Below are 22,280 nucleotides of genomic sequence, written 5' to 3' on the forward strand. Positions count from 1 at the left end.
CAGTACAAATTAATCGTTTTATCATTAATATTTTTTTCTAATTGAGGTATATTTTTTTGATTCATAAAATGAACTTAAATACAAAAAAAGCTGGAAGAATATTACTTCTTTCAGCTTTTTATTTATATCAATTAGAATAAATCATTTAATGGACAAGCAGTATTATCTTCTAACTCAATGATTTCACCCGCACGAACTGTAATGATTTCTGTATTATCAATACATTTTTGTACTAATGATTCAAAATCAAAGTTTTGTTCAAATTCAATACATTTTTCAAGCGATGGATTAGTCGCTGGGTGCTCTGGAACAAAGACCGTACAGCAATCTTCATATGGACGAATTGAAATATCATATGTATCGATTTGTTTCGCAATTTCAATAATTTCATTTTTATCAAGTGTAGCAACTGGACGAATAATTGGCATATTCGTTACAGCATTAATTGCATACATACTTGCTAATGTTTGAGAAGCAACTTGCCCTAAACTTTCACCATTTGCTAAAACTAAAATCTCACGTTTTTTAGCAATTCCTTCAGCGATACGATACATCATACGACGCATAACTGTCATTGTATAGCTGCTAGGAATATTCTCATAAATGGCTGTTTGTAATTCCGTGAATGGAACTACATGAACATCAATTGAGTCTACCGGTGCATAATGAGCATTTTTCTCCATTAAGTCTAACACTTTTTGTTTTGAACGAACTGATGTATATGGTGGTGATGCAAAGTGAATCGCTTCAATCTCAACTCCACGTTTTTGCATTAGGTATCCAGCAACTGGACTATCAATTCCACCTGAAATCATTAATAAACCTTTTCCACTAATTCCAACTGGGAACCCACCAAGACCTTTAATGTGATCGGCCATAATGAATGTTCCTTCGCGACGAACTTCAACAAACACCGTCATATCCGGATTATGAACATCCACGCTTAAGTGATCCGTATTAATTAATAAATGTGCCCCTACTCCACGTGAAATTTCACCTGATTGCATTGGGAATTGTTTATCTGAACGTTTTGTTTCTACTTTAAATGTAGTTGGAACTTTTGGTTGTTCATTAATAATCTCTAAAGCTAATGCTTTAATTGCATCAATTTCATTTTCACAACGAGCAGCTAAACTATAAGATTGTAATCCGAAAACTTTATCTAGCTGCTCTGTTACTAATTCTGGCGCTGTCCCATTTAAAATGATATAGAAACGGTCACGTGTCACTTCATATTTTAACTGATCAAGCCCACGTAACTTGCGGCGAATAATTTTGTGTAATGCATTTTTAAAATACTTACGATTTTTTCCTTTAATCGATAATTCACCATAACGGACTAAAATACGGTCATAAATCATTTCATCATTTCCTTCCTCGATAACCTGCTGCGATTTGTAGTACTAGTGTTTTAGTTGTGCCACAACGATTTTTAAAGCTTTAATTAGTCGATCTACTTCCTCCATTGTCGATAGATTAGAGAAACTAACACGTATACTCTCTTGTGCAACCTCATCACTAATCCCTAATGCTAATAAGATACGTGAAGCAGTCGCTGATTTAGATGAGCACGCTGATTTTGCTGAGATATAAACATCATATTCCTCAAGCGCATGAACTAACGTTTCACCTTTAATCGGAGCGGCAGCAAAATTGATGATATAAGGCGTTTGATGTTCGTGATTACTATTTACCACTACACCATCAATTTTTCTTAATTCGTTCATTGTATGATCGAATAATTGTTTAACATGTTGGTAGTTTGTTTGCAGTGGCTCTATTGCTAAGCGTAAAGCCTTAGCAAGCGCAACTGCACCCGCTACGTTAATTGTTCCTGAACGAAGGCCATACATTTGATGTCCCCCTGTAATTTCAGGTGTTAAACTTAAATATTGATTCACGATTAGTGCTCCACTTCCTTTTAATCCATGGAATTTATGAGCAGATAATGATAATAAATCAATATTCATTTTATCAATATCAACAGGAATTTTACCCACGCTTTGAACGGCATCAACATGGAATTTTACCTTTGGATATTTTTTTAATAATTGACCAATTTCATAGATTGGAAATACCATTCCCATTTCATTGTTCACATGCATGCATGAAATTAAAATTGTATCTTCACAAATGGCTTCTTGAATTTGCTTTACAATATCAGCATTGCTACCTTTGACGTCAATATATGTAACACGGAACCCTTCCGCTTCTAGTTCCTCAATTGTTTCATGAACTGAGGCATGCTCAACAGGGGTTGTAATAATGTGACGTCCACGATTTTTGTAAGCATGACACAACCCACGAATAGCCAAGTTATTACTCTCAGTTGCTCCTGATGTAAAAATAACTTTGTGTTGTTTCGCATTTAATAGGGATAAGACTTGCTTTTCTGACTGAATTAGTAATTGTTCAGCACGAGCACCAAATGCATGTAACGAACTTGGATTACCCCAAAAATTTTCATTAACTTTCACGAAAGCATTTAAAACTTCTGGATCAACAGGAGTCGTCGCACTATTGTCTAAATAAATCATTTTGATTCTCCTTCCGACATAAACATCTCAGACCCATTTTAAACTTTTAACTCTTACGAACTCTGCTCAGATAAGAGGCAGACGAATTCATTGAATATGAAACTTGTTACTTTATCGTTTCGACATTATATCACATTAAAGCTATAATCTCAAATTGCAACTATTTTCTGAGTTTATGACGTAGAAAATGGTCGTTCTATGATTTGCTTACACTATAAAGTATGAACTTCATCATCAATTTGCTAGAAAAAATTCACTTTTAATAGCAAATCATCTAGATGTCCTTATTATTATATTATGCATTTATTCTTATTTCACTTCATTTATCTGCATCATAGAACTTTTTTTGGCTCTATTCTAGATAAGTGTTGATAATTAACAACATTGATTTCATCATATTTAATTGTATCTATTATCAATGAGTTAGGCGAAGCAATCATGATTTTTATTAAATATCAACATTCTTTTAGAACGCAGCTTTATTTTTTTGCATTTGTTTACTCAAAATAAAAACTGTCTATAACTCACGACGTCCTTATAGACAGTTTCCTTTATTATAATAGATAGCAATCTAATTGTTGCTTAAATTGATCATAAGTTAAATCAAAACGTGAACCTTCAATCTCTTTTAATAATTCACGCATCTTTTCGATCACCGTTTCATAATTTCCTTGACGGAATTGATCCTCAGCAATCGTTAAATCCACGACATACATTCCTTCTCGTCCAATATAACGATGACCATATACCATTAAACGTTCGGCTAATTTAGATTGTTGAACCTCAATCTCCACTCGATTAGATAATTCTTGAATCGACTCTTGTGCTAGAGCAAGCTGTTTATCAATCTCTGCAATATTAATAGGTAATCGCCCAATCGTTTCAAATAATAATTGAATAGCGAAGTTTGCACGTTTAATCATCTCTTCAGTTTCCTCATTCTTAACTGGGAAGTTAACTTGATGATACATTCCTTTAAGATGATTGAATGTTTTCAATAAATGAAGTGCACGCTGGCGACATTCTTTTTCTCCAGCATATAAGCTTTCAATTTCACCATCAAACACAGCTAATTGTTCTTTAATCTCATCTAATTGTTGGTTCAGCGATGATAACTCACGTAGTAACACAGAATTTGCACTTTGATGTTCATCGACTTTTCCGACTAAATAGACTAATTCATTACTTACAATTTGAATTTCATTTAATAAAAAGGCGAAATGACTCTCCTCTTCCTCAGGCATACGATAATTTCCTTTAATATTTTCATAACGCTCTTGAAGTTGCTCGCTATGCTCTTGTAGCTCTTGCATAAGCGATTTCGTTTTAATAACTGTCTCTTTTAACACCTCTTGAAGTTCATATTCTTTCTTCATGAATTCAATCATTTGTTTAGCATTATCATGAATCTCAACAAGCATTCCTTCAATCTTGACAAAATCAAAACGTTTGATCCAATTTGGAATCTCATCTAATTGCTCATGATACACTGCAATCGTTTCTTCAATTTGAAGATGCTTTAAATAGACACCTGATTTCATAATAGATTCATAGCTCTTTAAAACTTCACGTAATAAAGGCTTGATTTCTTGTGTAATTGTATCTTTATACATTGGAGTGCGTTCAAACATATGAACAATAATTTCAATATGTGACTTAATCAGTTCAATCGTTTCATCAGCTAAATCGTAATTACATTCTTCCATACACTCATTAAATTTTAAGAAAAAGACTTCAACATCTTTAAATAAGGTCTTCATCTCTTCTTTAAACTCAATATAGTTCTCTTCTTCTTTTTCATAACGACGTTTTAATTGTTCAAACGTTTCTTTTAATCCAATGACATTTGAACGACTACGTTCTTCTGATTTCTTTAACGACTTAATTTCTTCAATTAATTGTTCAACTTCTTCTTTTAACAACTCAAGTGTTTGTTTTAATTCTACTAAATGCTCATCGGCTTCAACGAAACTTTTATTGGCAACAAGCTCTTCCGTATAAATAATTTGCTCCGTGACGGTAATAAAGTCGGATTCTAATTTTCCCCAACGTCGTTCCCATTGTTGAACTAACTTAACAATACGCTCACTCTTTTTTGTGCTACGTAGCTTGGCTAATTCAAACGGGACCGTCTGATTAGAAATCTCATGTTTTAAATAATCAAGTTCATCAATTTTAGCATAGTATTGTTTCTTTTTTGATACGATAATAACTGAGTAAATTAATACGATTGCTAAGACGACGATCATCACTATTAAAATTAGTAATTTAAAATCTGTCATAGTATCCTCCCATCACGCTTTCTTAAACTGTTTACTGTCTTTTAATGATATCATAATTTGATAAAAAATCCTATTGTTTCTATGTTTTTCTATTTATTTTTGCTATAATGTGTGCAAACTATTTTATATCATACCAAGGGGGGAGAAAATGTTTCATCCAACTGCTTATCAAGGAACATTAGAAGAAAACTATGAAACAGTATTATTACAATTAAAAGGATTGACTTATGAAGAATCCGATTTGATTGCAAATTTATCTAATGCATCAGCTTTATTAAATCAATTTTTAGAGGACATTAACTGGGTTGGATTTTACTTAAACAAAGGCGAAGAGCTTGTACTTGGACCATTTCAAGGATTACCTGCTTGCATCCGTATTCCATTTCATAAAGGAGTTTGTGGTTATGCAGCTACAACAAAGCAAACAGTTGTCGTTAAAAATGTTCATGAATTTCCTGGACATATTGCCTGTGATGGTGCAACCAACTCTGAAATTGTAGTTCCTATTTTAAAAGATGATGAACTAATTGGAGTATTAGATATCGATAGTCCTCGCTTAAATCGATTTAATGAAATCGATCAAAAATATTTAGAACAATTTGTGCAAATCATTGTGGAAACTATTCCTACTAACTAAATTTAAGCTTAATTATTGGAAAATGTTTAGAACTCGGATTTTTTGTTGACAATAAAGTAGAATATTGATATTATACTTGAGTGCGTATATTAAAGGCAGCTTTTTATCTGACTGTAACGTATAGATTAAACCTCAATATCGCTTAAAGGTATTGATGGCATATCGTATAACCTTTTGGCTGCAAAGGCGAGGATATGAGATTTTAATCTATCCTATAGTATTTGATAAATTTTCTCCTTTTTTGGTATGCAAAATCAAAATTTCTGACAAATTAAAAGGAGGTCATAGCATGGCTCGTTATACTGGACCAAGCTGGAAAATTTCTCGTCGTTTAGGATACTCTATCTTAGAAAACGGAAAAGAATTACAAAAACGCCCTTATGCACCTGGGCAACACGGACAAGCTCGTAAAAAAATCTCTGAATACGGATTACAATTACAAGAGAAACAAAAATTACGTCATGCATACGGAATGACTGAGCGTCAATTCCGTCGTACATACGATCGTGCTGGTAAATTACAAGGTAAACATGGTGAGAACTTCTTATACTTATTAGAATCTCGTCTTGATAACTTAGTATACCGTTTAGGATTAGCTAACACTCGTCGTCAAGCTCGTCAGTTAGTTAACCACGGTCACATCTTAGTAGATGGACAACGCGTTGATATCCCATCTTACTCAGTAAAACCAGGACAAACTATCAGCGTTCGTGAAAAATCAGCTAACTTAGCTATCATCAAAGCTGCTTTAGAAGGAACTGTACACCGTCCAGACTTCGTATCATTCGACGAAGCTACAATGACAGGAACATTCGTACGTTTACCAGAACGTTCTGAAGTATTCGCTGATATCCACGAAAACTTAATCGTAGAGTTCTACAGCCGTTAATCTTTAATGGCACTAAAAAGACTTCGGATTTTCCGAAGTCTTTTTTTGTTCTTCCAAATCCCTCTTTCACCTCACATCATCATCTCCTATTTTTAGTCATAACTAATATTACTTAAACTTTTAGCTACTTCAATTATTATAATAAATTATAAATTCAGTTTTCTCATCTATTAAATTAGCATCAATTAATAAGGACAACTTCAGCATTGTCCTTTTTTTAGTCTTTATCATTATTAACAATTTCTTAAAATACAGCACCGTTTTAAGATCTCATTGTCTCATCTAATTCATTTAATAAACTAATCATACACTGTACTCGTTTACTTAAAACGACGCCCTCTTTAGTCACATAGTAAAATAAACGCGATAATGTATAAGCCTCTTCTTCTAAATAACTAATTCCTTTAAAACCTTGATGTTTCATTAAGGTAGAAGCAAAAGTCATTCCGTGTTGGTGTCTTAGTGTTTCTTTAATTAAATAATTGCTTCCAAGTATCACTTTATGTTTGGGTATAATCCTTAAGTTCTCTAAGAAGAAATCAGTCATTGCTCGTGTTCCAGAGCCATCCTCTCGAACAAACCATGCTTGCGAAGAAAAGAACGTGTGATACTGTGCTGGTGACTTAGGTAATGTTAATTTATCACTATAAGCAATCTGCAAGGTATCACAATAAAACGGCTGACGATTAAGAGTTAAAGGGACTTCATCATCCTCAATTAATCCAATTTCTAACTCAAGTTGATTGATCTTCTCCATTATCGTATGACTATTTTCAATAATAACCTCAAACATTAAGTTCGGATATAACTTGGATAATTGTAGTAAGATTTTGGGTAATAAATACTCTCCTATTGTTAAACTAGCTCCAATTTTCAATGTTCCTTGAACTTCTGTTTTTTGACTCTTGATCTCGTTCATCATTTCCTCATATTGATGCACAATCTTTTTAGCACGCTTATAAAGTAATTCTCCATCTGGTGTTAATAAAAAATTCTTTTGTTTATTTGAACGCAAAATTAATATGGTATCTAATTGTTTTTCAAGGCCAGAAATGTGCATACTAACTGCAGGCTGTGACAAATTCAATTTCTGAGCAGCTTTCGTAAAATTTTGTTCATCTACAACTTGAATAAATGACTTTAACTCATCTATCATTAGAAACACCTCTACTATAATTTTATCTGATTATAACCATTATAATAATTAATTTTAATTATATTAAAAACTATTATATACTTATAGCGTAGATTTTAAGAGAAGGAGTATTGAACCAATGAAAACTCAAGACTTTATCCAACAAAAACTTACAAATTTTAAAGATATCTTCCCAGGTCTTATCGTTTGTATTCTCATCGGCTTAGTAGCTAAATATCTTGGAACATTAGTTCCAACACTCGGAGGAGCAACTATTGCTATTTTACTTGGGTTATTATTAGGAAATACTGTTTTAACACATAAAAAACTTCATAAAGGCATACGTTTTTCAGAATCAAATTTATTATCTTACTCAATTGTTCTACTTGGTGGAACCTTAAGCTATACAGTCATTTTAGAGTTAGGGGTTTCTGGTGTTAGCTTTATCATTTTACAAATGGCATTAACGATTGCATTTTGTTTATTTGTCGGTAAGCAGCTTGGATTTTCAGAAAATTTCCGCTTATTAATGGCCTCAGGAAACGCTGTATGTGGTTCTTCAGCTATCGGTGCAACAGCTCCAGTCATCAAAGCAAATGATGTGGAGAAATCAATTACAATTACCTTAGTTAACTTAACAGGTACCATCTTAATGATGATTTTGCCATTCTTCACAAATCTACTATATGAAAATGAAACGATGTTATCATCCGCTTTAATCGGTGGAACATTACAATCAGTAGGACAAGTCGTCGGAAGTGCCTCAATGGTTAACCATGATGTCTTAAAGTACGCAACGATTTTTAAAATTGTTCGAATTATTTTCCTAGTATTCGTTATTTTAGGGTTCGCTAAACTAAAAAAAGATGAAGAAAATCATGACGCCGAGTTACATCATAAAAAACCAAATGCTAAAATAAAAATCCCTTGGTATGTTAAAGGATTCTTCTTAATGTGCTTCCTATTCAGTATTGGATTTATTAGCGAAAATATATCTCTTGGCTTTAAACAAATCAGTAACTACCTCGAAATCTTCGCTTTAGCTGGAATTGGAATGAGCGTTAAATTTAAAGATTTAATGAAAGCTGGGTTAAAGAGTGGTGTTTACTGTTTAGCCATCGGGATTGCTCAAATCATCTTCGCTGTCATTTTAATTAGAATTTTACTATAATAAAAAGACGCTCTGACGTCTTTTTTAACTCCTTACTATAGATGGTATTTAAAGCAATGCAAATAAAACATATATTTTTAAATGCTAAAAAAGGAAGGTCTTGAACCTTCCTTTTACTTTATTAAACGTGTTTGATTAAGAAATATTTTTTCTTACCACGACGGATAACAGTGAATTTACCACCGATTGCATTTTCTTTTGAAACTGTAAATTCTAAATCGTTCACTTTTTCTCCGTTGATCGAGATTGAGTTATTATTGATGAACTCACGTGATTCACGTTTTGAGCTAGCTGCTTTCGTAAATACAAGTGCATCCACTAAGTTAAGATTTTCAGCTAATTCAACTGATGGTACATCTTTGAATCCAACCTCAATTTCTTCAGCTGTTAACTCAGATAAGTTTCCACTGAATAATGCTTGAGTGATTTTTAACGCTTGCTCGTATGCCTCTTGACCATGCACGATTGTTACGACTTCTTTCGCTAATGTTTTTTGTGCTAAACGCTCATGTGGTGCAGCCTTGAAAGCTTCCTCGATTGTAGCAATTTCTTCTTGTGATAAGAATGTGAAGTATTTTAAGAACTTAATAACATCTTCATCTGCTGTATTAATTAAGAATTGGTACATTTCGTAAGGTGTCGTTTTATTGCGATCTAACCATACTGCTCCACCTGCAGTTTTACCAAATTTTGTTCCATCTGCTTTTGTTACTAATGGCATTGTTAATCCAACAGCTTTTGCTTCATGCCCCATTGTTTTACGAATTAACTCTAATCCTGATGTAATGTTACCCCATTGATCTGATCCACCAATTTGTAACACACAGTTTTTCGTTTCAAATAAATGTTTGAAGTCCATTCCTTGTAGGATAGTATAAGAGAATTCAGTAAATGTCATCCCATGCTCTAAACGAGAGCATACTGTATCTTTCGCTAAGATATAGTTAATGTTGAAAAACTTACCGAAATCGCGTAAGAATTCAATCATGCTTAAGTTTGAAGTCCAATCATAGTTATTAACTAACTCAGCAGCATTTGGTTGATCTCCAAATTCCATGAATTGTGATAACTGGCGCTTAATACTTTCAGACCATTTGATCACTGTCTCATGACTATTTTCTTGACGCTCAGCTGAACGACCTGTTGGGTCACCGATTAATCCTGTTGCTCCACCTACTAATGGTAATGGTTTATGACCAGCCATTTGGAATCGTTTTAACGTTAAAATTGGTAATAAAGAACCAATATGTAAACTATCTGCTGTTGGATCAAATCCACAGTATAATGTAATTTTACCTTCTTCCATTAACGCATCTAACGCTTCTAAATCCGTGCAGTCATTAATTAATCCACGCCACTCTAATTCTTTTAAGAATTCGTTTTTCATTATTTTCACCTCATTTAATCTTTTGTAGGATAATTTTATTATCCTCTATCGTTTTAATTCAAAACCAAATTTACCTTATCAAATGAGTTGATTAATCAAAAGTTATACAAGTTGAATTAATAACCCTCCGTTAGTTCAGACTATCTTTCTCTTTAATAAATGAGCAAAACTATGATCTATATATAAACAGATAAGTATTCTACATCTTGAGTAGCAAATAAAAAATACTGATATGTTTTATCTATCAAGGCAGCCTATAGTCCAGTTAAAAATTTTCTCTGAAGAAAATTTATCTGGACTTATATAGATAAGATTTTCTAAACAAACATCCTTCTAATACAAGCCTTTTCCTTTAGTAAAGCTCGACTCTGTCTTGCCTATAAATTATGAATAACACTATCCATCAAAGGAAGATAGATTAACTAATTTACTAAAGCTAGAAATGGAACTAACAACCCTTCATGAGAATATCTAAACTACGTTACATATTCTAGCCTTCAGGATAAGTTTACGCTAAAGTAAACCTTCTTCTAATTCAACTTTTTTCTCGAAGTAGGGCTCGACTCTGCCTCGCTTATAGACTATGGATAACACTGTCCATCAAGGGAAGATAGATTAAATAATCTACTAAAGCTAGAAATGGAACTAACAACCCTTCATGAGAATATCTAAACTACGTTAGATATTCTAGCGTTCAGGATAAGTTTACGCTAAAGTAATCCAAGATTACTAGCGCAACTAAAAAACCCTTCATTCTATCTAAAAAAGATAAAATGAAGGGACGAAAGTTCGCGGTACCACCCAACTTGTTAAATCTATGATTCAACCACTCGATTTGATAACGGTAAAGACCGGTTCATATGAACATGCTCCAAGAGTGTAATTCGTGATTATTACTGCCTTAGTTCTCACCTACCACTAAGTCTCTGTGACTGCTCTTAATAATCACTACTAAATTCTTATCATTGCACTAGTATTAATGCTTGGATTATAACAAATTGTGTATGTTTATGTCAACCTTATTTTGTTGTACTACGCCAAACAAATGAGTGAGGTAACGTGATTTGAGTTTCAGTTACTTCCTCTTCTTTCATTAATTTCGTTAATAAACGCATCGCAACAGCACCAATATCGTACGTTGGAATGTTGATTGTACTTAATTGTGGACGTGACATAATCGCATATTTTGTATTTTGGAATCCGATGATTTCTAAATCATTTGGAACACTAATTCCATGCTCAATCGCTGCATTCATGAACATGACAGCCACTGAATCACGTACAGCTAATGCTGCATCAGGAGCCGCATTATTAGCGAAGAATTCTTTAAATGCTTCTAATGAGTTTTCAAATTTATTATATAGTCCTAAAATGCGTGGTTCTAACCCTGCTTCTGCTAATGCACGACGATATCCTTGTTCTTTTAACTCGTTCATTGCATAATATGAGCTTGATGTAATAAAGGCGATATCTTTATTTCCATTTTCAATTAATTTTTTAGTAGCTTCATAAGCGGCTAATTCGTAATCAATTAAAACGGCTGGTAAACGTCCATCTAAATCTTTAACTGATAATAAAACTGTTGGCACGGTATCGTTCGCTAAGCGCTCGATTTCATCGTCACTCAGTTTATCTGCCATCATTAAAACACCATCGACTTGAGAAGCAATCATGTTTTGCCATACATTTGTAGCAATATCATTTTCATTATGTGTCACGTTTAAGAAGACTGAGTAACGGTATTTATCAGCGATATCTGCTACTCCATCGATCATTTCTGATACAGAAGCACGTGAGCATGTTGGAACAATTAATCCAACGTTTGTTGAACGACGACTTGCTAAACCACGAGCAATCGCATTTGGACGATATCCTAATTCATTAATTGCAGCTAAAACACGCTCACGAGTTTTCGGCTTTACCTTTTCTGGATTATTTAAAACGCGTGACACTGTCGCTAATGAAACATCAGCAACACGTGCTACATCATAAATTGTTACTTTAGACATAACATCAACTCCTAATACATTGAAATTTTCCTGTACCTATCTATCATTCTAACCTACAAAGTACGACTTTGTAAGCACTAACATCATCATAATCTTCGATACTACATTCATTTTATCGAAAAAGATTTGATTAATCAACAATTTAATGAAAATTTTCATTTTAAAATCGCTTGCTTTTTTTTATGATTATTTTTATTATAGTCAGGAAAACTTTAACTTATTCTAGCTTAATAAATTTTTGAAAAAAACATCAAATTCTTCCAGGCTCATTTGTTGATTCGCATCTGATAATGCCACAGTCGGATTTGGATGAACTTCAGCCATAATTCCATCTGCGCCAACAGCTAAAGCGGCTTTTGCAATTGGAAGTAAGATGTCTTTACGTCCCGTTGAGTGAGTAATGTCAACAAAAACTGGTAAATGCGTCTCACGTTTTAAAATTGGGACCGCTGAAATATCAAGTGTATTACGCGTTGCTTTTTCATATGTACGAATTCCACGTTCACATAACATAACATTTGGATTTCCATGCATCGTAATATATTCAGCAGCATTTACAAATTCTTCAATCGTTGCACTTAATCCACGTTTTAATAAAACAGGTTTATTAATATGTCCAACTGCTTTTAATAATGAAAAGTTTTGCATATTACGAGCACCAATTTGCACAACATCTAAATAAGGTAAAGCTGCTTCTAAATCACTTGCATCCATGATTTCACTGATCACGCGTAAATCATATTTTTTCGCCACCTCAGACATGATTTTTAAGCCTTCAATTCCAAGACCTTGGAAGTCATAAGGAGATGTTCGCGGCTTAAATGCGCCTCCTCGAATATATTTTAAACCTTTGGCAGCTAGATTAGCTGCGACACGTTCCATTTGCTCTTGTGATTCAACACTGCATGGTCCAAAAACAAAGGTTGCTTCTCCTTCCCCAATAGAATCTCCATTAACTTCGATAACTGTATCTTCAGATTTATTTTTACGCGATACTAATAATCCTTTTTTATGGCTCTTTTCTTCTTGTAATTTCACACTTACTTTGAAAATTTCTTTAAAAATGTGGACCATCATTTCATCACTCATAGGTCCTTGATTTTTTTCTTTTAATTGTTCAATGATTTGTTGTTCACGAATGGGATCATATTTTTTTAATCCCTGTTTATCTTTTTCACGACCCACTGCTTCTACTAATTCTGTACGTTCATTTAATAATTGTAAAAGTTGTAAATTAATCTCATCAATTCGATTTCTTAACTGATTTAAATTTTCATTTTTCATTTGATCACCTCATGCTATAGTCTATTTCTATTATAGCTAATAATTGATTCTTTTAAAGTTAGTTTCATTATTGAGCGGCAAAAAAGGGAACAAGATAAAAACTTGCTCCCCTTTTCTCACTATCCACGTAAAACAGCGTCATGCTCTTTAGTTAAAGCATTTAATACTTTTTGGTGTGTTGGTTGTAAATCTTCATCTGTTAATGTTTTTTCACGATCTAAATAGTAAAGTGAAATTGCCACTGATTTTTTACCTTCTTCAACACCTTTACCTTCGTAAATATCAAAGACTTCAACCGTTTGTAATAATTTATTAGCTGCTTTTTTGATGGTTTGAACTAAGTCATCTGCTAATACTTCACGATCAACGACTAACGCAATATCACGTGTCATACCCGGATGTTTAGGTACCATTGCATAAGCAGGTTTTGAAGTTTCTAATCCGAATAACACATCTAATGATAATTCAAATACATATGTTTCATGTAAGTCTAATTCACGTTGTAATTCAGGATGAACTTGTCCAACTACCCCTACTAAGATATCATTTACATAAACCATAGCCGTACGTCCTGGATGGAACTCTTTATATTCATCAGCTACGACTGGACGATAAGTGACATTTAAGTGACCCATTTCAGTTAAGACTGCATCAACATAACCTTTCGCCACATAGAAGTCTACTTTTTCAACTTTTGCTTGCCATTTATTTGTAATGATTTGTCCTGTCACAGCCCCTGAAATTTTCGTTTCTTCTGTATATTCTCCATTAGCTTGACCGTAAACTTTTCCAATTTCATAAATAGCTACCGTATCCATTGTACGTGCATTATTATAACGCACTACTTCTAATAATTGAGGAATGGTTGATTGACGTAAGTGTGAGCGATCTTCACTCATCGGCATCGCTAATTTAACTAATTCTTTCTTGTTAGCTGGGATCGATAAGAATTGCTCTGCTTTTTCAGCACTTGTTAATGAATAAGTAATGACTTGTGTTAATCCGCAAGCCATTAATGTTTGGTGTGCTTTATTGCGCATTAATTGGATTGGTTTATATCCACCTTTAATATCTGTTGAAGGTAACGTTGTTGGAATATTATCGTACCCATAAATACGTCCCGCTTCTTCAATTAAATCCTCAACAATTGTAATATCTAATCGACGAGATGGAACGTGTACCGTAAATACATCACCATTTAAATCATAAGTAAAGTTTAATCGTGTCCAAACATTTGCTACCTCTTCATTGCTCATGTTTGTTCCGAGTACTGAGTTGATTTTAGCTGCTGTAATTTCAATACTTACTGGTTCAACTGTTAACTCATCATGAGCAACGATTCCAGCACATACTTGCCCATTAGCTAACTCAGCTAATAACTGTGCTGCACGGTTAATTGCTAACTCTGTACGTTTTGCATCAATTCCTTTTTCAAAACGAGCTGATGATTCAGAACGTAATCCTAAACGAGTTGATGTTTTACGAACTGATAAACGATCGAATAATGCTGATTCTAATAACACGTTTGTTGTATTATCTGTAACCTCAGTCGCTGCTCCTCCCATCACACCAGCAATGGCAATTGGTGTTTGACCATCCGTAATGATAATATCTCCTTCTGCTAATTCACGATCTTGCCCATCCAATGTTTTCATTGTTTCACCAGCAATGGCTTCACGAACAACAATTTCTTTAGAAGCGATTGTATCGTAATCAAAAGCATGTAATGGTTGTCCCATCTCTAACATGACATAGTTCGTGATGTCAACTACGTTATTTTTCGGGCGCATTCCAGCTGCGATTAAACGAGCTTGTAACCATTGTGGAGATTCTTTGATTTCAACGTTTTTCACAACGCGTGATAAGTACATTGGTGCTTTCTCAGTTTTTGAGCTAACTTTGATTAAGTCTTTAGCAGCTTCTGCTACTTCTTCCACTGTTACTTCATCAAATTTAACGTCACGTGATAAAATAGCAGCTACTTCGTAAGCAACGCCATACATTGATAAACAATCCATACGGTTTGGCGTTAATCCAAGCTCAATCACTGTATCATGGAATTTTAAATATTCTAATGCGTCCATTCCAACTGGAGCATCATCTGCACAAATGAAGATTCCATCTGCATAAGCTTGAGGAACTAACTTTTGCTCAATCCCTAACTCTTTTAATGAACAACACATTCCGTTAGATTCTTCACCGCGTAGTTTTGATTTTTTAATTTTAAAGTTTCCTGGTAAAACAGCTCCTGGTTTAGCCACGATGATTTTTTGTCCAGCCGCTACGTTTTTCGCACCACATACGATTTGAACAACACCGTCTTCTCCACCAACATTTACTTGACATACTGATAATTTATCCGCATTTGGATGTTGTACACGTTCTTCAACATAACCAATTACAACATTCGTTGCATCTGCTAATACATTAACCGATTCTACTTCAATCCCTGTTCTTGTAATTTTTTCTGCTAAATCTTTTGGATCAATATCGCTTAAATCAATATATTGACTTAACCAATTCACTGAAACTAACATCTATATGGCCTCCATTCAATCTTATTTAAACTGATTAATAAATCTTAAATCATTTGTATAGAAGTTACGGATATCTTCAATTCCGTATTTAAGCATGGCGATACGCTCTGCTCCGATACCGAATGCAAATCCTTGATATTTCTTAGAATCAAATCCTGACATTTCTAAGACGTTTGGATGCACCATCCCTGCTCCTAAAATTTCAATCCATCCTGTTCCTTTACAGATGTTACATCCACATCCTGAACATTTTGAGCATGTTACGTCAACCTCTACTGATGGTTCAGTAAATGGGAAGAATGATGGACGTAAACGGATTTCACGATCTTCACCAAACATTTTACGAGCTAATTCTAATAATGTTCCTTTTAAGTCAGCCATTGTAATATCTGTATCAATAACTAATCCTTCAATTTGAGTAAATTGATGTGAGTGAGTCGCATCATCATCGTCACGACGATATACTTTACCAGGGCAGATAATTTTGATTGGTCCTTGACCTTTAGCTGCTTCTAAAACACGTGCTTGTACAGGTGACGTATGTGTGCGTAATAAAGACTCTTCAGTAATATAGAATGAATCTTGCATATCACGAGCTGGATGTCCTTTAGGTAAGTTTAATAATTCAAAGTTATAATGATCCCACTCTACTTCTGGACCTTCTTCAACTGTGTATCCCATTGAGATAAATAAAGCTTCTAATTCGTTCGTCACGGCTTGTAATGGATGAACAACACCAATATAGTTTGTACGTCCTGGTAATGTCACATCAATTGTTTCATTTGCTAACTGTTGTTGAATGGCTAAAGCTTCTAACTCAGCTTTTTTAGTTTCAATTGCTTGTGAAATTACAGATTTAACTTCGTTTGATACTTGCCCAGCACTTTTACGTTCTTCTGGCGCCATATCTTTCATGTTTTTCATCACTTCTTGAATTGGACCTTTTTTTCCTAGGTATTTTACGCGAAGATCATTTAATTGTTTTAAATCAGTTGTATTTGCTACTTCTGATAAAGCTTCGACTTGTAATTGTTTTAATCGATCTAGCATCTTAATTCCTCCAAACTGTTTTTTTAAAAATAAAAAAACGTCCTTAAAAAAGGACGTTTCACACGCGGTACCACCTTTATTGCTAAGATAAATTCTTAACCTCTTAAAACGGATAACGGCCGCAACCGGATGTGATTAGCATCACTCACAAGGTGAATTCATGAGTTTAACTATAAGAGTGCTTCCAGTCTTAGACACCCTCTCCCTTAATAGCAAGTTCCTCATTACTACGCCTTAATCAACGTTTTTTTATTTTTTCTTATCTCTATTATATACATTCAAATGAAAAATGTACAATATTTTATGATATTTAGTAAAATTTTCAATTCATTAAACGAATTTAAACGGTTCCGTACTTAACTCAGAGGCCAGTGCAATATCGCCCATTAATTCATTTAATAAACTTGCAACATGTTGCTTCATAATACACTCTGCATGGTGTCCCACATCTAAAATGTTTAATCCCATCTCTTGAGCATCTTGGGCATCATGGAATCCTACATCACCTGTAATAAATAAATCAGCTTTCTTAGCCTTAACAGGTCCAATATAGCTACTTCCACTTCCACCAATAATCGCAACTGTTTTAATTTTTTTATTCAGCTTACCAACGAAGCGGGCATGTGAAACATTTAAAGCCTGTTTAACGTGTTGAATATACTCAGAAGCTTCAACTGGATTTTCAACTTGCCCAATACGTCCAAGACCATACTCAGCATCAGGCATCGTCACATTTAAGGCATACACATCATATGCCATTTCTTCGTAAGGATGTACCGTTTTAATTTTAGCAATCACACAACTTACTAAAGAAGTTGGAAGTACCCCTTCAATCTTCACTTCATCCACGTATTCAATTTCACCAGTTTGTCCGATAAACGGTTGACTACCCGCTAATGGTTGAAATGAACCGGTTCCTGAAGTCGTAAATGTGCAGTGTGAATAAGCACCAATCTGTCCAACGCCTGCATCTCCCATAACCTGACGAACATCTTCAACATGTGTGCTAGGAACATAAATCGCAATTTTTGAATATTCTTCACGTTTCGTCGGAATTAAAGGTTGAATGTTCATTAACCCTAGAGCATTAGCTAAACAGTCATTCATCCCATTTTTTGCGATATCAAAGTTGGTGTGCATAGAATACACACAAATATCGTGCTTGATGCAAAGCTCTACGATTTTCCCTTTTGGAGTATTCGTATTAATTGAAGCTAATGGACGATAAATAAATGGATGATGCGCCACGATTAAATTGGCTCCACGTTCAATCGCTTCTTCAACGACCGCCTTAGTTACATCGAGTGTCACTAAAACTTTAGTTAATGGGCGATTCACATTTCCGATATGTAATCCAATAGGATCTTTATCGTAAGCTAAATGTTTTGGAAATAAGACTTCCAATTGTTTAATGACATCTGAAATACTAAGACTCATTTATAACACCTCTTTTAATAATGCTTGGCGTTGTTTTAAACTCTCCAAACGTGGATGATTCACTGGTAATTGATGAATGATGGATTCATTTTTAGCAAATTCTTTACTCCATTTTGCATGGAAAACGTCATGTTCTTTGTTTAAGCGTAAAATTGGCCCAAATTCAATATCTAACTCGCTATAAGGGACTAATTCCTCAACTGGTTTAGCAACAATAATCTCATAGAACTTTCCTTCATCTAAAACGATTTTTTCATCAATGATTTCAAATTGATGTGCTGCTAGCCAAGCACGCAATAAGTTAGCATCAATATTAGGTTGTAAGACTAAACGTTGAAATGATTGAGACAATGAGATATTGTCTTCTAAAATAGAGACAATTAATTTCCCACCCATTCCAGCAATCACAACACCTTCAACTTCAGAAGGATTTAAAACCGTTAAGCCCGGACCTAAGCGTGTTTCAATTTTCTCATTTAAGTTGTATCGAGCAATTGTTGTTTTTGCTGCTTCTAAAGGACCTACCCCGATATCAGCCGCAATTGCTTTTTTTAATTGACCATTTAAAATACCTACACAAGGTAGGTATGCATGGTCTGTTCCAACATCCGCTACAGTTTGTAGTGGTGCTAGAGCATTTAAACATGTTTGTAAACGTAACGATAAATCGTAATTCATACTATCGAATCCTATTCTTCCATGAAGTCTTTTAAGCGACGGCTACGAGAAGGATGGCGTAGTTTTCGTAATGCTTTTGCTTCAATCTGACGAATACGTTCACGAGTTACACCGAATTCTTTTCCGACTTCTTCAAGTGTACGTGTGCGTCCATCTTCAAGTCCAAAGCGTAAACGTAACACGCGCTCTTCACGATCGGTTAACGTTTCTAAGACATCATCTAATTCTTTTTTAAGCATTTCGTTAGAAGCAAACTCAGATGGTGATAATGCATCCGCATCTGGAATGAAATCTCCTAAGTGTGAATCATCTTCTTCACCTACTGGTGATTCTAATGAAACGGGTTCTTGAGAGATTTTTAAGATTTCACGAACTTTCTCAGGTGAAATTCCCATTTTTTCTGAGATTTCTTCTGGTAATGGTTCACGCCCTAATTCTTGAACTAATTGACGTTGAATACGAACTAATTTATTAATTGTTTCAACCATGTGAACTGGGATACGAATTGTACGTGCTTGGTCAGCAATCGCACGAGTGATAGCTTGACGAATCCACCATGTTGCATATGTTGAGAATTTGAATCCTTTACGGTAGTCAAACTTTTCAACGGCTTTAATTAATCCCATGTTTCCTTCTTGGATTAAGTCTAAGAATAACATTCCACGTCCCACATGACGTTTTGCAATACTTACAACTAAACGTAAGTTTGCTTCAACTAGACGTTTTTTCGCGTACTCACCTTCATGAATCACGCGACGTGCTTCTTCATCACTTAACTCAGTAATTCCAATTAAGAATTCATTTCCATCATTTGCTTCTCCAGCATCTTTAATTAAAGAGTCAATACGCTCTAACAATTCAGCTGGAAGCTCTTCATTGCGACGACGTAAATCTAAAATCTCAGTCGAAATATCTCCGCGCTCAATTTTCTTCGCAAAGTTAATCTCTTCTTGGCTTGATAATAATTCAACACGTCCGATCTCTTTTAAGTACATACGAACTGGATCGTTGATTTTAAACTGTGATGTAAACTCAAAATCATCGAATTTTTCTTCTAAATCTACTTCATCCTCAGCATTAAAGTCAGCTGGGATGTTTTCATCATCTTCATCTTCGTTATCGAAATCAGGTAAGATTAAAACTGTTTCTTCCTCTTCTGCTTGAGCAACTTCTGGTTCAACAATTTTTTCTGATTTAACGATATCAATTCCTTCTGCATCATATAAATCTAAAAATGAACTAATCATTTCTGGGTCTAAATGAACTTGTTCAAAGTTATTATTGATTTCATCGTATGTTAAATAACCACGTTTTTTTCCTAACTTGATTAATTGATTATTAATTTCTAAAATCTTTTTTTCGTCAAGTACCGGATTTGACATAAAACCACTCCTTCTATTTCCCAAACTGTTGTTTGAGTTGATTTACTTTACCTAGTAATTCCAATTTCTCGTGATCTAATGTTGCTTCGCTAATTTGTTTTTTTAATTGCTCCATCTGAGCTCTATAAACATATTCTTTAACGACAGAAATTAAATCATAAATGACTTCATCACTTCCAAGGGGTGGAAGCGACTCGCACTCAAAAATAATATCTGTAATCGGCTTAACTAAGGCTTCGTCAATCCAATTTAAAAAATATTGTAAATTCATCGTTTCATGTGTCGTGTAATAATCTAAAATATATAGCACGATATTACGACGCGTTGGATCATTCAAATAACCATTTAACTCTTTTTCTACCTGTAAAGCGACACGGCGCTCTTTTAACATGTAGTGAATTAACATTTTTTCAGAACGTTCATATTTAGTATCTCGCACTTGTCTTGAATGTATCTGTAGGTTTTCGTTTTTATTGTTATTAATATTGGCATTTTTATACACTTGACTTTTGCTACTATTGAACTCCTGCAAAATACTTTGCTCACCTATTGAAATATCATACGCTAATTTTTTTAAAATTAACTCTTGCAGAGTGTGACTTTGCAAGGTATAAGCAAAATGGTAGATTTGACGTTTAAATTGCTCTCGATGGCTAACAAATTCTAAATTAAACTGTCGTTTAATATAACGATACTGATAATCGACAGCTGGAATTGCTTGATCAATTAACTTAGAAAAGGCCTCTTTCCCGTGTGTCTTAATAAACTCATCAGGATCCATTTTATTTGGAATTTCAACGACACTGACTGAAAAGTTTTGTGCCATTAAAATAGGAATTGCTTTGTTCGCAGCAGCGAGTCCGGCTTTATCCCCATCAAAACATAATATAATTTGATCAGTTAGACGGCGTAATTCACGACTATGATCTTCGGTCAAAGCGGTTCCCATCGTCGCGACTGATTCAACAAATCCCGCTTCAACTGCGGAAATAACATCTAAAAATCCTTCAAATAATAAGACTCGATTATGACGACGAATCGCTAACTTAGCATCATTTAAATGATAAATAAGCTTTCCTTTTTGGAAAATAGGTGATTCAGGTGAGTTCACGTATTTCCCTAAATGAGTATCCCCTTCTAAGAAAACACGACCACTAAATCCAACCACGTGTCCGATTTTATCAAAAATAGGGAACATAATACGGGATTTAAATCGATCATAATATTGTCCATTATGCTCATTAAGTAAACCTAATTTCATCGCCACATCTAACGAATATCGATTATTAGCTAACGTTTTAACTAAAGCGTCCGAATAAGATGGAGCTAACCCGATTCCAAACTTCGCAATCGTTTCATCACTCATCCCACGATTATGAAGATAATCTAATGCCACTTTTCCTTCTTTTGTGTGATTTAAATAATAGTGATAAAATCCTTTAGCAAACTCTAAAATATCAAATTCATTTTTAAACTTAGCGTCTTGAATCGATTCATCTGATGGTAGAACAATGTTCGTTTCAATCCCCGCACGCTTGGCTAATTTTAAGATAGCTTGTGGATATGAAATAGCTTCAAGTGAAGAGACGAACGAAACGACGTTTCCTCCTTCTCCACAACCAAAGCACTTATAGATTCCTTTATCTGGTGACACGACAAAAGAGGGGGTATTTTCCCCATGGAAAGGACATAAACCTTTATAATTCTTCCCAGCTTTACTCAATTGTACATAGTCACTAATGACATCAACGATATCACTTTTTTCTACGACTTCATCAAATAATTCTTGTGGAATTCGACCCTTTCCCATCGTGTTCACCCTCTCTCCTATAATGTCTTAATTTTAAAATTTTAAAGCAACTTTA

At 34.3% G+C, this 22,280-nt stretch carries 16 protein-coding genes and 2 other annotated features; of the genes, 3 read left to right on the forward strand and 13 right to left on the reverse strand.

Going from position 1 to position 22,280, the window contains the following annotated elements; all coding sequences use genetic code 11:
* Window positions 1–131: 131 nt before the first annotated feature.
* From thiI to NEH75_RS05440, 3 genes are all read right to left on the reverse strand, one after another.
* Window positions 132–1,361 carry a tRNA uracil 4-sulfurtransferase ThiI gene (thiI, locus tag NEH75_RS05430; protein ID WP_055305003.1) on the reverse strand — a complete coding sequence of 410 codons (1,230 nt, stop codon included), beginning with the start codon at window positions 1,359–1,361 and terminating at the stop codon, window positions 132–134.
* A 42-nt stretch (window positions 1,362–1,403) separates the two neighbouring features.
* The gene (locus NEH75_RS05435) at window positions 1,404–2,537 is read right to left on the reverse strand and encodes a cysteine desulfurase family protein (protein ID WP_055305005.1); all 1,134 of its coding nucleotides are present in this window, start codon (window positions 2,535–2,537) and stop codon (window positions 1,404–1,406) included.
* A 554-nt stretch (window positions 2,538–3,091) separates the two neighbouring features.
* The gene (locus NEH75_RS05440) at window positions 3,092–4,819 is read right to left on the reverse strand and encodes a septation ring formation regulator EzrA (RefSeq protein ID WP_055305007.1); all 1,728 of its coding nucleotides are present in this window, start codon (window positions 4,817–4,819) and stop codon (window positions 3,092–3,094) included.
* A 148-nt stretch (window positions 4,820–4,967) separates the two neighbouring features.
* On the opposite strand from NEH75_RS05440, the gene NEH75_RS05445 reads away from it, so the two are divergent.
* Together NEH75_RS05445 and rpsD are read left to right on the forward strand one after the other, a co-directional pair.
* Window positions 4,968–5,456, forward strand: coding sequence for a GAF domain-containing protein (locus tag NEH75_RS05445; protein ID WP_055241187.1), 489 nt, complete (start codon window positions 4,968–4,970; stop codon window positions 5,454–5,456).
* 289 nt (window positions 5,457–5,745) lie between these two features.
* A complete protein-coding gene (gene rpsD, locus NEH75_RS05450) occupies window positions 5,746–6,345 on the forward strand; it encodes a 30S ribosomal protein S4 (RefSeq protein WP_055241189.1) in 600 nt (199 codons plus the stop codon).
* 262 nt (window positions 6,346–6,607) lie between these two features.
* Here the strand turns inward: rpsD and NEH75_RS05455 are convergent, their stop codons facing one another.
* On the reverse strand, window positions 6,608–7,501 hold the full coding sequence (locus tag NEH75_RS05455) for a LysR family transcriptional regulator (RefSeq protein WP_055305009.1): 894 nt from the start codon (window positions 7,499–7,501) through the stop codon (window positions 6,608–6,610).
* A gap of 118 nt (window positions 7,502–7,619) precedes the next feature.
* Between NEH75_RS05455 and NEH75_RS05460 the strand changes: the two genes are divergently transcribed.
* Window positions 7,620–8,651 carry a YeiH family protein gene (locus tag NEH75_RS05460; RefSeq protein WP_055305011.1) on the forward strand — a complete coding sequence of 344 codons (1,032 nt, stop codon included), beginning with the start codon at window positions 7,620–7,622 and terminating at the stop codon, window positions 8,649–8,651.
* A 121-nt stretch (window positions 8,652–8,772) separates the two neighbouring features.
* Here the strand turns inward: NEH75_RS05460 and tyrS are convergent, their stop codons facing one another.
* The 9 genes from tyrS to dnaG all read right to left on the reverse strand — a co-directional run bounded on the left by tyrS (window position 8,773) and on the right by dnaG (window position 22,225).
* On the reverse strand, window positions 8,773–10,038 hold the full coding sequence (gene tyrS, locus NEH75_RS05465) for a tyrosine--tRNA ligase (protein ID WP_055241196.1): 1,266 nt from the start codon (window positions 10,036–10,038) through the stop codon (window positions 8,773–8,775).
* 774 nt (window positions 10,039–10,812) lie between these two features.
* Window positions 10,813–11,013 (reverse strand) — a binding site (T-box leader).
* Window positions 11,014–11,057: 44 nt separating this feature from the next.
* A complete protein-coding gene (locus NEH75_RS05470; RefSeq protein ID WP_055241198.1) occupies window positions 11,058–12,047 on the reverse strand; it encodes a substrate-binding domain-containing protein in 990 nt (329 codons plus the stop codon).
* A gap of 222 nt (window positions 12,048–12,269) precedes the next feature.
* The gene (locus NEH75_RS05475) at window positions 12,270–13,331 is read right to left on the reverse strand and encodes a bifunctional 3-deoxy-7-phosphoheptulonate synthase/chorismate mutase (protein ID WP_055305013.1); all 1,062 of its coding nucleotides are present in this window, start codon (window positions 13,329–13,331) and stop codon (window positions 12,270–12,272) included.
* Between the two features lie 119 nt (window positions 13,332–13,450).
* Window positions 13,451–15,868: a phenylalanine--tRNA ligase subunit beta gene (gene pheT, locus NEH75_RS05480; RefSeq protein ID WP_055241202.1), complete on the reverse strand. Its 2,418-nt coding sequence runs from the start codon at window positions 15,866–15,868 to the stop codon at window positions 13,451–13,453.
* Between the two features lie 21 nt (window positions 15,869–15,889).
* Entirely contained in the window at window positions 15,890–16,918 is a 1,029-nt protein-coding gene (gene pheS / locus NEH75_RS05485) for a phenylalanine--tRNA ligase subunit alpha (protein ID WP_055305015.1), read from the reverse strand.
* 46 nt (window positions 16,919–16,964) lie between these two features.
* Window positions 16,965–17,169, reverse strand: a binding site (T-box leader).
* Between the two features lie 79 nt (window positions 17,170–17,248).
* Window positions 17,249–18,355: a Nif3-like dinuclear metal center hexameric protein gene (locus NEH75_RS05490; protein WP_055276339.1), complete on the reverse strand. Its 1,107-nt coding sequence runs from the start codon at window positions 18,353–18,355 to the stop codon at window positions 17,249–17,251.
* Window positions 18,356–19,033 (reverse strand): tRNA (adenine(22)-N(1))-methyltransferase, encoded by a 678-nt coding sequence (locus NEH75_RS05495; RefSeq protein ID WP_055241207.1) that lies wholly within the window; start codon window positions 19,031–19,033, stop codon window positions 18,356–18,358.
* An 11-nt stretch (window positions 19,034–19,044) separates the two neighbouring features.
* Window positions 19,045–20,415, reverse strand: coding sequence for an RNA polymerase sigma factor RpoD (rpoD, locus tag NEH75_RS05500; RefSeq protein WP_055241209.1), 1,371 nt, complete (start codon window positions 20,413–20,415; stop codon window positions 19,045–19,047).
* A 13-nt stretch (window positions 20,416–20,428) separates the two neighbouring features.
* A complete protein-coding gene (gene dnaG / locus NEH75_RS05505) occupies window positions 20,429–22,225 on the reverse strand; it encodes a DNA primase (protein WP_212724386.1) in 1,797 nt (598 codons plus the stop codon).
* Window positions 22,226–22,280: the final 55 nt, after the last annotated feature.

The organism is Turicibacter sp. T129 (assembly GCF_025594975.1).
Taxonomy (GTDB): Bacteria; Bacillota_I; Bacilli_A; order MOL361; family Turicibacteraceae; genus Turicibacter; species Turicibacter bilis.

Coding starts and splice junctions, on each gene's coding strand:
- pheS (WP_055305015.1), bottom strand. CDS start 16,918: ATGCTAGATCGATTAAAACAATTACAAGTCGAAGCTTTATCAGAAGTA.
- NEH75_RS05475 (WP_055305013.1), bottom strand. CDS start 13,331: ATGAAAAATGAAAATTTAAATCAGTTAAGAAATCGAATTGATGAGATT.
- rpsD (WP_055241189.1), top strand. CDS start 5,746: ATGGCTCGTTATACTGGACCAAGCTGGAAAATTTCTCGTCGTTTAGGA.
- NEH75_RS05490 (WP_055276339.1), bottom strand. CDS start 18,355: ATGAGTCTTAGTATTTCAGATGTCATTAAACAATTGGAAGTCTTATTT.
- NEH75_RS05435 (WP_055305005.1), bottom strand. CDS start 2,537: ATGATTTATTTAGACAATAGTGCGACGACTCCTGTTGATCCAGAAGTT.
- NEH75_RS05455 (WP_055305009.1), bottom strand. CDS start 7,501: ATGATAGATGAGTTAAAGTCATTTATTCAAGTTGTAGATGAACAAAAT.
- NEH75_RS05470 (WP_055241198.1), bottom strand. CDS start 12,047: ATGTCTAAAGTAACAATTTATGATGTAGCACGTGTTGCTGATGTTTCA.
- NEH75_RS05460 (WP_055305011.1), top strand. CDS start 7,620: ATGAAAACTCAAGACTTTATCCAACAAAAACTTACAAATTTTAAAGAT.
- NEH75_RS05440 (WP_055305007.1), bottom strand. CDS start 4,819: ATGACAGATTTTAAATTACTAATTTTAATAGTGATGATCGTCGTCTTA.
- thiI (WP_055305003.1), bottom strand. CDS start 1,361: ATGATTTATGACCGTATTTTAGTCCGTTATGGTGAATTATCGATTAAA.
- dnaG (WP_212724386.1), bottom strand. CDS start 22,225: ATGGGAAAGGGTCGAATTCCACAAGAATTATTTGATGAAGTCGTAGAA.
- rpoD (WP_055241209.1), bottom strand. CDS start 20,415: ATGTCAAATCCGGTACTTGACGAAAAAAAGATTTTAGAAATTAATAAT.
- NEH75_RS05445 (WP_055241187.1), top strand. CDS start 4,968: ATGTTTCATCCAACTGCTTATCAAGGAACATTAGAAGAAAACTATGAA.
- pheT (WP_055241202.1), bottom strand. CDS start 15,868: ATGTTAGTTTCAGTGAATTGGTTAAGTCAATATATTGATTTAAGCGAT.
- NEH75_RS05495 (WP_055241207.1), bottom strand. CDS start 19,033: ATGAATTACGATTTATCGTTACGTTTACAAACATGTTTAAATGCTCTA.
- tyrS (WP_055241196.1), bottom strand. CDS start 10,038: ATGAAAAACGAATTCTTAAAAGAATTAGAGTGGCGTGGATTAATTAAT.